The organism is bacterium (genome assembly GCA_019695305.1).
GTDB lineage: Bacteria > UBA10199 > UBA10199 > UBA10199 > JAIBAG01 > JAIBAG01.
The window spans coordinates 23,583-39,059 of the sequence record JAIBAG010000007.1 but is presented as its reverse complement, the minus strand read 5'-3'; the positions used below and the strand labels follow the sequence as shown (position 1 = coordinate 39,059).

Sequence of the window (15,477 nt, the reverse complement as noted above, 5' to 3'; positions counted from 1 at the left end):
GAAAACCAATTTATTCCCCATAACTTTGTCGATGCGCATTGCCAAACCATACCTGCTGGCGTATCCGGTTTGCAAGCCAAATTAGGTCTTCGGCTTTATCCTGCTTGTAGCCAAATTCTTCGGCTATTTGAAGACGTTTTTTGTGCGTCATAAACGGATTTATAATAGAGGCCACATAAAGCGCATCACGCGTATTCACCTCACCTGCCCCCTCGGATAAAGGGGTATCTTGTTTTAAATCGGTGGCCGTCATTTTAAGAATGGCCTGCAGCATCTCAACAGTGGCCATAGGAGCTAAGTGTTTCATGGTGGCTAGTACCGCCGCCACATTAGGAGTGGAAAAACTGGTACCATCCACTTTTTCAAAAAGGGCTCCGGTAAAAACATCAATGCCTTCTCCCACACTCACCACATCCACACGGGCCGATGGATTGCCTGTGGACGAAAAACGACTCACGCGACGCGGTTCTTCATCAGGCAACTTTCCTGAAATAAAAGAATATGTTGCCCCTTCTTTTTTGTGCAACCCACTGTTAGAACCCACCACAATAAAATGGGGGCTTATTTTAGCCAAATCATTTAATTGCACTGCATTACTCTCCATGATTTCTACACTGCCTTCATTGCCCGCCGCAATAACTACCGGTATTCTGTGTAAACTTAAAGCCGCAAGTTTGGCTTTTATAGAATGCACTATCGACGAATTGAGCAAATCTTGAGTATTAAGACTGGTGGGAATAAAGTATGAAGCCAGCGAAATACTCACCACATCCGTTTTTTTACCCCTTCTCACATCTGCCAACACCTGTCCCAAAATAGCATCCACTCCTTCAAAAATATGTCCTTTTTCCGACACCACATAAGAACGCACCGTTCCATGATAATCACCGTTAATACTAGTACCCCCCAAAACTACTTGGGCAGTAAACGTAGAATGAGAAGCTGTAGCCGCCTGTTGGGCATGGCGTGATAATTGGATATGAGGAGCCATTGCTTTGATTGCCGTATCGGGCTTGCCCATTTCCACCGTGGCCACCACATTACGGTTGGCATTAGCCTGTGGCGTATGAATCCCAAAAAAACGCGCGGGATTATGGTGTTTTAAAAATTCATCCCCGTAAAAAAGCAGATTACCCACTTGATCGCCCAAAAAACGGATATCCGAGGCAAGTGTTTTTTCCCCATCGTGGAATTGCCATAAGGTATTAATAGCATTCTCATCACCCAAAATGGCCTGCACCAAACTAAACAAATAACCCAACACCGAATCACCCGGGATTGTCTCTTTTATTTTCCGTAACATTTCCGGGGTTTCACTTTCTATGGCATACCCATTGGCTCCTAAATAAAGAGCGTCTGCTATATCTTGCAACACAAGGTCCATATTGTTTTTCAAGGCTTCCAGCAAGGCCTCCAGTTCATCACTCTCCAAATTATAAATATCGCGCTCATAAGGCCCTTGCGGCATTTTTAAAGCGGCCAAACTCGCCAAACGCTCCAGAAAAACCAGCACATCATCGAGAGGGTAAAGTTTTTCATTGTACTTGGTACTGTCTAAAGGATCTGCATAATCAGGAGTTAGAACAAAAGTATCCAGGTTTTTTTTGTATGCGCTCATTACCCTGGCATGAAAAGGATTTTTCCAATCGATGAGATCATATGGGATGCTATGTACCTCACCCCACTGGCCACGAGAGGCCATAAAAAGCTGATAAGCGGGAAGGCAGTCTTGCTTTTTCCAGCCTTCAATAGCTATCGATGTGGGGACCTCCGTTTTTAAAAAAAAGGGACCATGTTTTTGCCAAAGGTGTTCGTACATGGCCAGCAAGCCCTCTTGGGGATTAAAACTACTGGAATCGAAAAAATAGAGCCAGTAATCAAAGGGCTCTTTTACCGTAAGCGGGGTTATCCCTTTTTCTGCAGCTCCCGCCGTGAATATTGCGTCTGCATAGTTGGATTGCCCCAAATAGAATAACATCATTTGATACGTGGGAGGCACCGTTATCTTATCCGGAACAGGAACTTCTTTTATAAATGCCTCAAATTTTTTGGCGATCTCGTCCAACTCCACATGACGTCCAGCGGAATAAAGATTTGGTTTTTCAGCCTCCAAGGCCTTATCCAGCGCCTCAAAAACAAAAGTCCATAACTCTTGTTCATGTCGCAGTTCCGGATAGTGGCTCAAATACATTGAAATCACCGAAAGCACATCCTCATACCCCATTTCTAAATCACCATAACCCGCCTTATATTCATCCAGAGTTTTTTGGATAAAAGTGAGGGTGTTCATCAAACTTTCAAAAGAATCAGCGGATTCACATTCAAAATACAAACATTTTAAAGAGATAGTTAATTCTGTGCCAAACAAAGCTTGAAAGCCTGACTCCATCTCCTCGTGCCAGGTTAATGGGCCACCATAAATAATCATCATCCCTTCCAATTTGCGGCACAGAGCATAAAATAAAACCGTTTTATAAACATCGCTTCCTTTTTGATCCTGATATTTTTTGTAATCCTGTTCCAGATCAAAACAAAGGGCCTTAAAATAATCGGCATCAAACGGGCATTTGAGTTTATCATCAATGAGTTTGAGAGTTTTTGCTGCCAGCTTAAGATCGCTTAGAGACCGCGCCATGGTTAACACGGCACAAGCCTTGGGGTGCAGCGATGCCACCAAAAGTTTAATGGCATTATCCCAAAAACCTTCTGGATGATAAGGCACAAAACCAAGAGCATATTCAAGAGTATCAATAGCCCTTTTTTCATCATTCATAAACAGCCATTCCAGAGCTTTTGAGGCTACTTTGGGATACTTCAACACCACTTTGGCCAGGGCCTTGGGAGGCAATAACTCGTATTTCAAATTTTTATCATCCCTTCCGGTAAGTCTATCCAGTGCATCCGGCCTGCTCCGCAGAACAACTGCCGCCGCAATATGTACAAACCCATCTTCGTCATCACGCGCATAGCGTTCCAAGGCACGGCGTATATCCTCGCGTTGGACATTATCCCAATCCAGAGTGAGCACATCGATTAGCATTAACTCACTCTTTTCTGCCCGTAATAACCCCAGTTTCTCGCGTGTGGAATCTCGTTTTATAAAATGAGATAAAAGGTCAAAATTGAGAATATCCTCTTTAGGAGCGGATGGTGTGATTTTGGGCAAGTCTATAGTCAACGGATGACGGGTGAGGGTAAAATTATTGTCAATAGCTTTTAGACCTGTTGCAAAATAATCAAAATCGAGGAGTGCAATATGTCCTTTTAATTGCTCTGGGGTTATAAGCTCCAAACGGGACGCCATCTCATAAAATTGCTGCGGGTGCCAGGTGTACCAGGCATTTCCCAAACCTTCGTTTTGAGTCTCAACTGTTACTTCACCCTTCTTTTTTTCCCGAGCCTCTTTTGGAATAAAATAATCTATTTGAGATAAAACCGAAGGCAAAACCTGGCGCAATTCATCTGCTGCCTTCCCTTGGCCCATAGCCATGTGCAACAAAGCCGCCAAGGCAATACGGGGGGTACTTGTTTTTTGCAAAGCCGCCAAAATAGCACTGGCCTGATCCATGGCCTCCATCCCACCTGTTCTAAAAGCAATACAGGGCTCGGTAAACAAGGCCTGATACAAATTCCAATCATCCATAAACAGGCATAAATCATTTTTTATTTGTTCTTCATTAAAATTGCCCACTAATCCACTCAGCCATGGGGTATTTCTTAACTCCGTCGCCCAATTCATGCGGGCATACCCTCCATAATACGGCAATAAAAACGTCAACCTCCCAGGGAGATCCTTATCATCCATTTTTTTAAAAAAACCTTTAAAATCACCCTCGGAAAACCTAAGAGGAAATTTACTGAGTGCCACCAGCCTTTCGGCACCGGTGGCTTTATTGATAAGCCAGGCCACGGTATCGGTTTTTTGAATATAATACGTAACCCTACCCGAGATATCTTCATATTTTTCCAGAGTGTAACCATGTTTCAGCAACAATTGCCTCAACGCCCATGTAACAGTACCTTCTGCATTTGTAATGGTAATGGTATCGGCCTCCAAACCCACTTCAACAGAAGTGTCATCCGTTAAATACCCCATAAGAATTTTTGCTATCTCATTTTCTGTATAACTATAGTCTCGGACATAATTAATACCATCGATGAATCTGTCTATTTTTTCCAAATCTCCAGAAGAAATAGTGATATTTTCAAATTCGGAAAAAAGAATAGGTGCAGAAGAAGATGCTGCTGTGTTTACATCAAAAACGGCGGGCCAATCTGAGTTTTTTTCAATGTCGGCAAGAAATAAAGTAGGCAACAAGGACATGCTATTGGTGGGGTCAATCATTTCCCAAAATAAGGGATCACCCATGGGTTTAATGTTCCATTTTGTAAAAAATTGAGGATCATTCTCATTTTTTATGGAACAAGTAAGTTCTACAACACCCAAATCAATATAAACATGATAGATGGTTCCCGTCTCGTTTCCCAGTACGTCTTTTTGCTCCTCTTTTTGGCACCGATACAAAGGGCGTCCAGCAACTTGGGTATTTCTTAAAAAATCTGAGGGTTGATCCACTGCAGACAAAACAGTAAATTCGTTTTTCACCCGCTCCACAAATTGAAAATACAGCTTTAAATTTTCGGTGGGGTCATCTGTAAGAGTGGCATTTTTCGGTATCGGAAATCCCTCTAGCCCGCACAAGTCCTGAAAATAATCCTGGGCCAGATGATCCCGCACATAATCGGCCAAAAGGCTGTAAGTATCGTCAAAACCCGGAATGGCCATGGTATGCAAACTACCGAACTGAAGGGCATGCTTAAAAATTGGATTATTATTTAGTATGGCTGCTAGTTCGGTTTTATCGAAAACAATACCACCTAAATCTTCATTATCGGTAAGCAAGGGGTTATCCCGATCCACAGAATTGGATTTAGTCGTATCATAAGTCTGTAGGACTTGACGCTCCTCCTCTGTGAGCTGGGGGTTCTCTTTAAAAAAACCATTTAAGATGATGAAATCGAGCTTCACCCTCTAGTTATCGGTAAAAAATGATCTAAAGTTACGATGAAATAACGAAATTGGGACGAAAGTGGAAACAAGTTGTTATCAGAAGGATCAAGATAGATTTAACCTGGGTAAGACAGATTAAGCTAATGAATCGGATTGCTCGTCTACATCGCTTTCATCTTCTTCAAACTGTTCTGCCGAAGCAAAATACGAAACCACGTCTTTTAATCCAAAGACGGCAAAAAGCAAATGAAGATATTTGGAATCGTTGGCAGGGTTGGTGTGATCGAGTAATTCCTGAGGAAAAATAACGTTATCGGTAAACAAACCGGCCGCTCCACTCATGAACGGCTTTTTAAGATTGCCCCTTAATTTTTTATACTCGCTAAAAGCCTTAGCCACCGCTTCGGGGTTAACCTGAGGCTGGGTGGCAACAACCGGACCTTTGGCAGAAGCTGTTGTTGATACTGTAGTTGAAGTAACTACATTGGGAGTAATGCTCTGTGGAGGCTTAATGGTCATAATGTGCGCTTATAGATTAATTTAGCCTAAACTCCAATAAAATTATACCAAGGGAGCGTCAGCTGCGGGTTCATTAAACAAGCCATCAAAATCAATATCGTTGGTGTGCCCTAATTGCTGAAACAACGTTTTTGAAATTTTGCCCGCACTAAATTGAATGGCAGCCAGTAAACGATAATATTTGGGATCATTATCGGGATTATGAATATCCATATCGGCAAAATCGGCACCATCATCAGAAATTTTAAACTCGCTAGTTGCTACTTCGCTAGGAGAGTAACCGTGTAATTTAGAAACATAACCACCAATATGAGGGCTGCCTAAAGCAATTTTGAGGAGATAATTAAATCCTTGTAAGGAATCATCGGAAGTAACACCCGCTTCGGTTACAGCACGTAACTGTTCGGTAGCACTTTCAATTTCGGCCGCCCCTTTGGCATTACCGGCTTCGGCCTGGCCATAATAAAGGCTTTCACCTAATGTTAAACCCGCCTGGGCACTTTCACCTGATGTTTTATTTTCTATTGCCATAATCAATCCCTCCTTACTTAGGCTTATTAAAGCAAACCCCCTGCCAAAACTGCGATTTTTCGCAACTTTTATAAGTAATTGATATTATTATATATTTATTGTAACCGGATTAGAAAATGACTGGAAAGGGCATTATGAATGGGGTCTTGAGTCCGATGGGAGTCCGATTTTGAGACTATAGGCCCCACGGCATGAGACTGGGGCAAAGGGATTAACCGGCCTGCTTAGAACCACTATTTTGCCCGTTGGGCACCAGGTTTTCGGCCGTTGGAAGCGAAACTTTGCTTTTACTAAGGTAGGTATAACTATTCATCATGGCTTCATAAAAATCAACAAGAGCAACACCGTCTTTGGGTTTAATAGCACCTGCACGTACCTTTTCATCTACTTCCTTTTTTACATCCTTCATCATTTCTTTGGGATAATACTGCAAGCGCTCCAACACATCGGCAACTGTATCGCCAGGTATTACCTCTTCCAAATAAAAATCTTCAGGATCCTCATCATCACAAAATACATGCACCTCGTGAACACGACCAAAAAGATTATGCATGTCACCCATGATATCCTGATAAGCACCTAACAAAAACATGCCTATATAATAAGGCTCGTTATCTTTAAGGCTATGTAAAGCCAAATTGGGTTTAGGAGTTCCTGGATCTACGAATTGATCAATCTTGCCGTCACTATCACAGGTGATATCAGCAATAGTGGCTTCTAAATTGGGGGCCTCATCCAAACGATGCAGTGGAACAATTGGGAAAAGTTGATCAAAAGCCCAATGATCGGGAGCTGTTTGAAATAATGAAAAATTTGCAAGGTACTGATCGGACAGCAGGCTTTCCAGATTCACCAAATCTTTGGGAATACGTTTTTTTCCGGCATTCATCACCACAATCTGGCGTAAAAGCTTCCAATACAAGGCTTCTACTTTTGCTCTATCTTCCAAACTTAAAAAACCTAGCTTAAATAACGACAACGCTTCTTCTTTTTTGGCAGCGGCATCATGGAAAGCTTCCTGCATGTTTTTAGCAGTCACCTGCCCCACAATTTCCTTCATTTGGCGCACAATATCGGAATCTTCACTTTCATGAAAAATATCATCATCGTGATCGCCTAAATGAATATTGCCAAAAATGGGCATAATAATACACGAGTGATGCGCCACAACAGCACGCCCCGATTCCGATACAATATTGGGCTGAGTCACATCTTCGTCTTTGCAAACTTCTTGTAGGTTATGAATAATGTCGGCCACGTATTCATCAATTGTATAGTTCATGGATGAAACCGAATTCGTATTACTGCCCTCGTAATCCACACCCAAACCGCCACCCACATCAAAATATTCAACCGGAAATCCCATCTTCACAAGCTTGGCGTAAAAACGCGCCCCTTCACGCACAGCCTCTTTTACCGTACGAATTTCGGTAAGCTGACTCCCCACATGAAAGTGGAATAATTTAAGACAATGCTCCATTTGTTTATGTTTTAAAAATTGGAGTGCTTCAATCATTTCAGGGGCGGTTAAACCAAATTTTGCAAAATCACCGCTGGACGACACCCATTTACCGGCACCTTTGGTACTGAGTTTAGCGCGAATACCAATCATAGGTTCTACTTGCATAGCTTCGGCAATTTCTAGCAACATCGGAAGCTCGGACAACTTTTCGATAACTACAATAACCTTGCGCCCAACCTTGCGCCCCAACATGGCAAGCCTCATGAATTCTTCGTCTTTATATCCATTACAAATTGTCAATGAGTTGGGATTATTGTTACAAGCTAAAACGGTAATAAGCTCACCTTTAGAACCCGCTTCAAGTCCATAATTATACTTATTGCCGGCATCCACAATTTCTTCCACCACTTCGCGCATCTGATTTACTTTAATAGGATACACACCAAAATATTTACCGGAGTAGTTTGCTTCTTGAAGAGCTTTTGAAAATGATTGATTTAAAAACTCAACACGCGAACGCAAAATATCTTGAAAGCGGACAATGCAGGGCAAATTTAAATTTTTATCGTGGATTTCATCGATCACATCCATAATGTCGATGACAGGACCTGTTTTTCCGTAAGGATGAATGCAGAGATGACCTTTGTCGTTAGCTCCAAAATAACCGGCACCCCAGCCATCAATATTGTAGTACTCACTAGCTTTAGCAATGCTCCAGTCTTTAACGAGCTTTAAGTCTTTGGTCATTCCTCTGGCGTGTAACACCGTAAGGCACGGTTTGTCGATAGTTTTTTAATTAAAAATGACCTCGGGCAGAGTCGAACTGCCGACCTAGGGCTTAGGAGTCCCCCGCTCTATCCGTCTGAGCTACGAGGCCATAAAACGTTTTACTTTTCCTAGAAAGACAAACGAAAGGCAAGATGAAAGTGCAACCTAGGGGGTAGCCGCATTGGCAATAGGCTCGCTTAATGGGCTCCTACCTACCTCTCGCGGATCCTGTGAGTGATCTATTAAATCGCGCTCCTTTACCTTACTTTTGTTTCTAGCCTGTTTAGTTTTAGAAAGACTACCTGTATATGAGATACCCGCAAAAATACGATAAGAAGGAGCTCCAACTGTTTGTACTAATGGCACACCGGCACCCGCATGGGCTGTAATTCCCGATTTTTTAAAAGTGTAACGAACACCCGCACTTAATTCTAGGGTTGTGTTTCTTTGGCTTGTAAAAGGAGAAGACAACGCCGTTGTGGAATTAAGTTCACTTATCACTTCAAAATCGTTTGTAAAACGGTACGATAATCCCGCATTCATCAGCCATTGATCATCACGTACAAAATCCACAAAATTTACCTTTTCATTAAATGAAAAACCAAAGTTAAAGGCGGTATATAGTTTTTCGGTAATATCTATATCGGTGCTTACTAAAAGCCCACCATGCACACTGGTATCGGCTATGAAGTGATTTTCATTACCAATAGGAACCGTAATGGTAGGAATTAAACTAACTCCCACGCGATATTGATCACGCGGCAATAAACGCAAATGGCCGTTTATGGTTAAATCGCCTACTTCGGTTTGATTACTCTGCGCAGTGGGGCTCGCTGGTTGAGTAAATTGATTAAGAAGAACAAGCGGCATACCAATATCAATTTGTAACCAATCTAGCGGCGCATAACCTACCCCCAAACGCTGCACCAAAAGATGATCAACTACACCCTGATAATGACTACCAGAGCTATTGAGCTGTAAGGGTTTGGAAGAATAATCGAAGGATGAATTAAAGGTGATTTCGTTTTGATATAAGGGTTGAGAACCCATGGTAGAGAAAAAACCATCATGTCCCAAAGTGGCCGAATTCTTGGTGAGCGAAAAGCGGTTAGTTGTCGCTAAAACCGGAGAGGCAACAAACACCAATAGAACGAGGGCTAAAACCCGCCAATACCACATCCATTTCTCCCCCCACCCCGTTCAACAATTAATATTGTAGAGGAATTACTGAGGGATACACAGCAAAAAAATGGAACAATTAAAAATATTGGAAATATTAATATAACTATTTGAATTTAATAGTTAATTATTGAAAAAATATTCCAGTCATTAAGCTTTTTTCGGCCTTCCAAAAATCCGAGTTCTACCACAAAAGCTACTGATACCACTTGGGCTTTAAGCTTTTGAACCATGTTGGCAACAGCACCGGCGGTGCCACCAGTGGCTAAGAGGTCATCTATTATTACCACGCGATCGCCCGGCTGCACGGCATCGGCATGTATTTCGAGTTTGTCTTTGCCGTATTCTAAAACATACTCTTCAGAGATTTTTGTCCAGGGAAGTTTGCCTGCTTTACGTACCGGAACAAAACCCACATTCAGATTAAGAGCAACGGGAGCACCAAATATAAACCCTCGCGCATCTATACCCAATACCTTGGTAATCTTTTCGCCAGAAAATTTATCGGTAAAAATTTGAGTAACTTTTTTAAAGGCCTCCGGATTCATGAGTAGCGGCGTGACATCTTTAAACATAATACCCGGTTTAGGAAAGTCGGGTACATCGCGGATTATTTTTTTTAGTTCTTCCATAAAACTACAGTGGATGGTGGATAGTATATAGTGAATGGAAAGAGTTTTCTCTTTTTTACCATTCACCATCCACTATTCACTATTCACTTCTTCATCATTTCTTAGGCAAATACAACAAAGGGTTCGTTGATTGTGTTTTGTAACGTATTTCAAAATGCAAATGAGGTGTTTTAGCACGGCCTGTATGCCCTACATTACCAATTAAATCTCCCTGCTTTACTTTTTGATCTTTCTTAACTTTAATAACACTCAAGTGAGCATAGGCTGTAAAATAATTTCCGGAGTGTTTTACTATAATGAGGTTACCATAACCAGACAATTTACCCTGAAATAAAACCGAGCCATCACGTGACGCTTTTACAGGAGTTCCAGTAGGCGCCGGAATATCAACTCCGTCGTGATTACGCCCACGCCGTGGGCCAAACCCTGAACTCACGTTAAAATCAATAGGCCACATGAACTTGGGCTTTTCTTCTTCTGCTGCAACACCGCCGGCCTCTTCAATATTTTTAGCCAATTGTTTTTTGGTAGGAATATAAATGCGTTGCCCCTCATACAAAACTTCATCTTCGGCCATATTATTTTTTTCGGCCAAAACTGCCGGCGTCATGTTGTATTTTTGGGCAATCGTTTGCATGGTTTCGTCTTTTTCTACAACATACACCATTCCTTTTTTACGATCGCCTGCTGTTTTACGCACATGCGCCGGTTTTTCCTTGGCCGCTGTATTAGGATTAGCACCCCAAATATCGGCAAATTCGGCACAGGCATTTAGAAGAAAAAGGCTTAACACTAAAAAGGTCGTAATGATTTTTTTCATTCCACCCTCGATTTCTTTTGAAACTGGTCACCCGCTCTTTTAACACGATGCCACCCATGACGCCCTACCAGTTTTACAAAACGACAATCACCTAAATTATAAGTTTTAAAGCGATCACCGTCGCGCACAATTTTTACTAAGATTTGATTTTCTTCGCTTCCCACGGGTAAAATCATTCTTCCACCATCGGTCAATTGATTAAGAAGTGGCTTGGGAATTTCAGGAGAACCGGCTGCAATAATAATGGCATCATAAGGTGCTTTTTCAATCCAACCTTTAGAACCATCACCAATACGCAGCACAATATTTTTAAGATTAAGATTAATGAGATGCCGACGGGCTTTTAAGGCCAAATTTTTAATACGTTCTATGGTGCATACCTGACGGGTTAAAAGTGCCAACACAGCTGTTTGATAGCCACAGCCTGTACCAATTTCCAACACTCTTTCTTGCCCGGTTAAATGCAGCTCCTGAGTCATTTTAGCCACAATATAGGGTTGTGAGATAGTTTGTCCCTCACCAATAGCAAGAGGCGCATCGCTATAAGCTTGTTCGGCCAACGCCTCATCCACAAACAGATGACGAGGCAATAAACTCATGACTTTTAAAACATGGCTATCGGTAATATCACGGGATTTAAGTTGCATATCCACCATGCGTGTACGCGCTTTTACAAAATGATCGGAATAATCGTTGTTAATTATAATTCCCATGAGTTTAGTTCATCCATTAAATCGTAATACGTCATATCTACCGACAGCGGCGTTACCGAAATTTTACCATCGTCAAACGCTTCACAATCGGACTGTTTAATTTTTTCAAACTTAAACGGGTTACCACCAATCCAATAATATGGTTTCCCGCGCGGATCCACGTTTTTTACAATCACATCACCATAACTATGTTTTCCAAGGCGTGTAATCTTATACCCTTTTATTTTGGACGCAGCAAGGTTGGGAACATTCACATTTAAAACAGTTCCTTTGGGGAGCCCCTTTTTAAGAACCTGCTGAGTTAATTTTTTAGCAAATGTTGCCGCCGGGCCAAAATTAAAATTTTCAATCCCAACAAGTGAAACGGCAATAGCCGGAACTCCCATAATAGCACCTTCAACAGCTGCCGCTACGGTGCCGGAATAATGAACATCTTCTCCCAAATTAGCCCCTCGGTTAATACCACTCACTACTACATCCGGTTTTTTCTTTAAAATTTTATGTACACCCAACATCACAGCATCGGTTGGAGTTCCTGTAACTGCATATTCATCTTTACCATGTTGCTCAATACGTAAAGGGCGATGAAGTGTAAGTGAATGGGAGGTAGCCGATTGCTCTTTACTGGGCGCAACAACAACAACACGAGCTTTTTTAATTTTTTTAAGCTCACTGGCCAGCTTTTTAAGCCCAGGAGAATCGATACCGTCATCGTTGGAAACTAAAATTAACAAAATATTCCTCCACCAAAAAATTATAATAACCGTAAAAAAGCAAAAACTTGGTATTTTAAATTTTATTAAAACGTACCGACCGCCTTAAAAGTCCTCTCTTTACAAGCAACCAAGCCCTGAGTCTGAACTTGAGAGGACGTCATCTACAATAGATGGAGCTTACGTTTTAATAAAATTTAAAATACCAAGTTTTTGTTTTTTTACAACCTTATATCCACAACAATAGGATCATGATCCGATAAAAATTCACCCCCCGCTTTAAGTCCTCCAATCACCATGGGAGGCTCGGCCCCTTCCACTCCCACAGGAGCAATTTTCAAACCCTTTGCCGCAAACCAATCAAGCTTAAGAGACACCTTACCTCCATTACGACGTAATGTCTCCTCCATAATACGCCGGCACCATCCTGGCACCACTTCCTGAATGAGCTTGTTTTTATCGATATGATCTACAGTATAATGAAGCGTCCCTACTCCCAAGGCATTAAAATTTTTATAGTCGTAACCCAATCCAGTAAACACATCAAAGAGGGGCTTTTCGTAAAAGCGATCAGGATAAGGATAGTGATCTTCAATAATATAACGAACACCCCGAAACACTTTATCCCAAAAACCGCAAAAGGCATAAAATGCATGGCTCGAATCGTAAGTACTGGTATTTAGATCTCCCCCTACCAAAACAGGATAGGGATTATTTTCCAAAGTTTTAAGAATAAGTTCCATCTGTCCGGCGCGCTGTTTTTGAGATGAATGAGCATCCAAATGAGCTACGGCAACGGTAACAGTTTGCTGAGGAAACTCAATATCGGCTACCAAACCCTTTTGACAGCCCAAACGTTTTTCTTTTCCCCGCATTTTATCTTTACAGTTAAAAAGAGGCACAATGCGCATATTGGAAATGGGATAACGAGACAACAGAGCATTGCCATGCAAACCCAATTCGTTATCTCCTTCTGCATCTTCAATTGAATTGCCTTTGCACAAATTGAGATACGAAGTTGCAAAAAAATAGTTCATCCCCAACGCTTGAGCCATGTCGCGGGCTACATTACGATTATGCGTACGAGCCATACCAATATCGGTTTCCGTTAAAAACAACACATCCGAGTTTTTTAAAATGGGATGATTTTTAAGAACGTCTATCTGCTCATCCATCATAATACCACGTTCCAGGTTCCAGGCGGTCATCCTGTAAAAATTTTTTGGGGCATTTACAGGTGCATAAAAACCATATTCTATACCATTGGTCATGGCTTTAATTTCGGTTTCATGCGCCACATATTCGGGCGAAGCTAATATGGAAGAGGTAGAATGATGCAAGGCCAATTGGGGAAAAATTGGATTAAGATGATGCCTTAATAAAGATTCGTGAGCCACTGTTATCTGGATTGTTTAAGCGCTTCTTCTTTGTATGTTTCGTAGCGGTTTTTATAACTATCAATTTCATCCTGAGTCATGGGCGCTTTTTTAGTTTGAAAATCTTTAATACTCACACTCATCTCATCGGCCAACATGGTTTGACGATCTTTGGTTTCAAAAAAAGCGTTTAAAGTATTTTGACTTGGATCAAACCAATAAATCCATACACCTTTTTCGTTAGCTACCGCACCACGTAAATCACTCAATTGAATATTCCAAGCCTGACCATTTCCCAATGGAATAAACTGATAACCCTGGTTATCTTTAATGATGTGAACTTTTGTGTCTTTAGCAAATGGAGCATTCCCCTGTTTATAGGTAGCACTGTATTCTAATGAAGTTGCCGAAGCTTCGGTAGCCTTGGCCATTGCTTGAGAGGATGAAAAAACCATCCCACTCACAAGTAAAACGATGAGTGATATTGTTTTCATGCTTTTTTGGTATACTAAAAGACAGCTTGAAGCAACCCCAAAAAATATCAAAATAAAATTATAGACTTAAGCCAGCATACTGAGGATGTTGTCTTCCAATTCACCAGCGCGTTTATAAACTAAAAGACTTGCTCTTATGGAAGTATCGGCAATGGTTTGATTAAGAGATTCTTCGGCGTAATCAATATTAGTACTGCTAGAAAGATAATCGGTAGAATCCGATTTTTCGGCATCAGAAAGTTCTACTTTATCAACATACGAAGTAACTCCCCCCTGAGCTTGGGTTTCTTGTATAAGACGATTTTTTTCGGAATTGGGGACATTGCGGCGAGCCACATTATCGGCCGAAACGGCTAAACGCTTTGCCCCCGTATTAAGAGCCGAGATTGTAATGGATCCTATAGTTAGTGACACCAAGTTATTATAGTCAAAAAATTGACCAATATCTAGTCTCTTTTAAGCCTCACACTTAGAGGGTTTAAGACCCAGTAAAATCATCACTTTTTTAAGATCTTCCCACACAAATTTCTTCATGTCGGGATTACGCAAGAGAAAGGCTGGATGATAGGTGGGCATAAACTGAATACCCATAAAATCACGAAAATCCCCCCGCAATTTAGTGATAGGAATCTCGGTTTGGAGCAAGGTTTGAGCTGCAAATTTCCCTAAACAAACTATAACCTTAGGCTTAATAATTTCAATTTGTTGTTTAAGAAAAGGGCTGCACTGCACTATTTCATCGGGTTCGGGGTTACGATTACCGGGGGGACGGCATTTGACGATATTGGCGATATACACATCTTCTCTTTTAATACCCATCGCCTCAATCATCTTGGTTAAAAGCTGCCCTGCTTTCCCCACAAACGGAAGCCCCTGTTCATCCTCATCCGCCCCGGGCCCCTCGCCTACAAACATCAATTCAGCCTCCGGATTACCGCTTCCAAAAACGATATGGGTCCGTTTTTCGCAAAGTTTACAGCGCTTACAATCGCCAATTGTATCCCGTACACCTTGAAGAGCTTCTTGCTTATCACCAGACACAATCACGGGCTGAGCCGCTAAAACTGGCGATGTCTTTAATTTTTCTGCTGTTTTTAAACCTATAGGCACCACATCCACCCCCCACTCGCCAAGTTGACTTAGCACCCGGCTTGCCGATTCTAGTATTTTCTTATTTTCTGGGTTGATTTGCACCGTCATGTTGGATGACAATAACAAAAGAGGTGGATAGTGGATAGTAGATAGTGAATGGTCAGACT

13 protein-coding genes and 1 tRNA gene are annotated in these 15,477 nt (G+C 41.7%); all 14 read right to left on the bottom strand.

Annotation, left to right across the window (positions count from 1 at the left end; genetic code table 11):
• Positions 1-10: 10 nt before the first annotated feature.
• The 14 genes from K1X76_05020 to K1X76_04955 all read right to left on the bottom strand — a co-directional run bounded on the left by K1X76_05020 (position 11) and on the right by K1X76_04955 (position 15,418).
• Positions 11-4,921, bottom strand: coding sequence for a S8/S53 family peptidase (locus K1X76_05020; GenBank protein ID MBX7148425.1), 4,911 nt, complete (start codon positions 4,919-4,921; stop codon positions 11-13).
• A gap of 225 nt (positions 4,922-5,146) precedes the next feature.
• Positions 5,147-5,530: a hypothetical protein gene (locus K1X76_05015; GenBank protein ID MBX7148424.1), complete on the bottom strand. Its 384-nt coding sequence runs from the start codon at positions 5,528-5,530 to the stop codon at positions 5,147-5,149.
• Between the two features lie 42 nt (positions 5,531-5,572).
• Complete coding sequence (locus tag K1X76_05010; GenBank protein MBX7148423.1) at positions 5,573-6,061, bottom strand: hypothetical protein; 489 nt, start codon at positions 6,059-6,061, stop codon at positions 5,573-5,575.
• 211 nt (positions 6,062-6,272) lie between these two features.
• On the bottom strand, positions 6,273-8,270 hold the full coding sequence (gene speA, locus K1X76_05005) for a biosynthetic arginine decarboxylase (GenBank protein ID MBX7148422.1): 1,998 nt from the start codon (positions 8,268-8,270) through the stop codon (positions 6,273-6,275).
• A 56-nt stretch (positions 8,271-8,326) separates the two neighbouring features.
• Positions 8,327-8,400 (bottom strand) — tRNA-Arg (locus K1X76_05000).
• A gap of 56 nt (positions 8,401-8,456) precedes the next feature.
• Complete coding sequence (locus tag K1X76_04995) at positions 8,457-9,470, bottom strand: transporter (protein MBX7148421.1); 1,014 nt, start codon at positions 9,468-9,470, stop codon at positions 8,457-8,459.
• Positions 9,471-9,586: 116 nt separating this feature from the next.
• On the bottom strand, positions 9,587-10,102 hold the full coding sequence (locus K1X76_04990; GenBank protein MBX7148420.1) for an adenine phosphoribosyltransferase: 516 nt from the start codon (positions 10,100-10,102) through the stop codon (positions 9,587-9,589).
• 94 nt (positions 10,103-10,196) lie between these two features.
• Entirely contained in the window at positions 10,197-10,922 is a 726-nt protein-coding gene (locus K1X76_04985; protein MBX7148419.1) for a LysM peptidoglycan-binding domain-containing M23 family metallopeptidase, read from the bottom strand.
• Positions 10,919-11,635, bottom strand: coding sequence for a protein-L-isoaspartate(D-aspartate) O-methyltransferase (locus K1X76_04980; protein ID MBX7148418.1), 717 nt, complete (start codon positions 11,633-11,635; stop codon positions 10,919-10,921). The genes K1X76_04985 and K1X76_04980 overlap by 4 nt, the downstream gene beginning before the upstream one ends.
• A complete protein-coding gene (gene surE / locus K1X76_04975) occupies positions 11,623-12,369 on the bottom strand; it encodes a 5'/3'-nucleotidase SurE (protein ID MBX7148417.1) in 747 nt (248 codons plus the stop codon). The genes K1X76_04980 and surE overlap by 13 nt, the downstream gene beginning before the upstream one ends.
• 200 nt (positions 12,370-12,569) lie before the next feature.
• Entirely contained in the window at positions 12,570-13,745 is a 1,176-nt protein-coding gene (locus K1X76_04970; protein ID MBX7148416.1) for an endonuclease/exonuclease/phosphatase family protein, read from the bottom strand.
• A 2-nt stretch (positions 13,746-13,747) separates the two neighbouring features.
• The gene (locus tag K1X76_04965) at positions 13,748-14,218 is read right to left on the bottom strand and encodes a hypothetical protein (GenBank protein ID MBX7148415.1); all 471 of its coding nucleotides are present in this window, start codon (positions 14,216-14,218) and stop codon (positions 13,748-13,750) included.
• Between the two features lie 66 nt (positions 14,219-14,284).
• Positions 14,285-14,632, bottom strand: coding sequence for a hypothetical protein (locus K1X76_04960; GenBank protein MBX7148414.1), 348 nt, complete (start codon positions 14,630-14,632; stop codon positions 14,285-14,287).
• Positions 14,633-14,674: 42 nt separating this feature from the next.
• Positions 14,675-15,418, bottom strand: a complete 744-nt coding sequence (locus K1X76_04955; protein ID MBX7148413.1) for a uracil-DNA glycosylase — start codon at positions 15,416-15,418, stop codon at positions 14,675-14,677.
• Positions 15,419-15,477 lie beyond the last annotated feature (59 nt).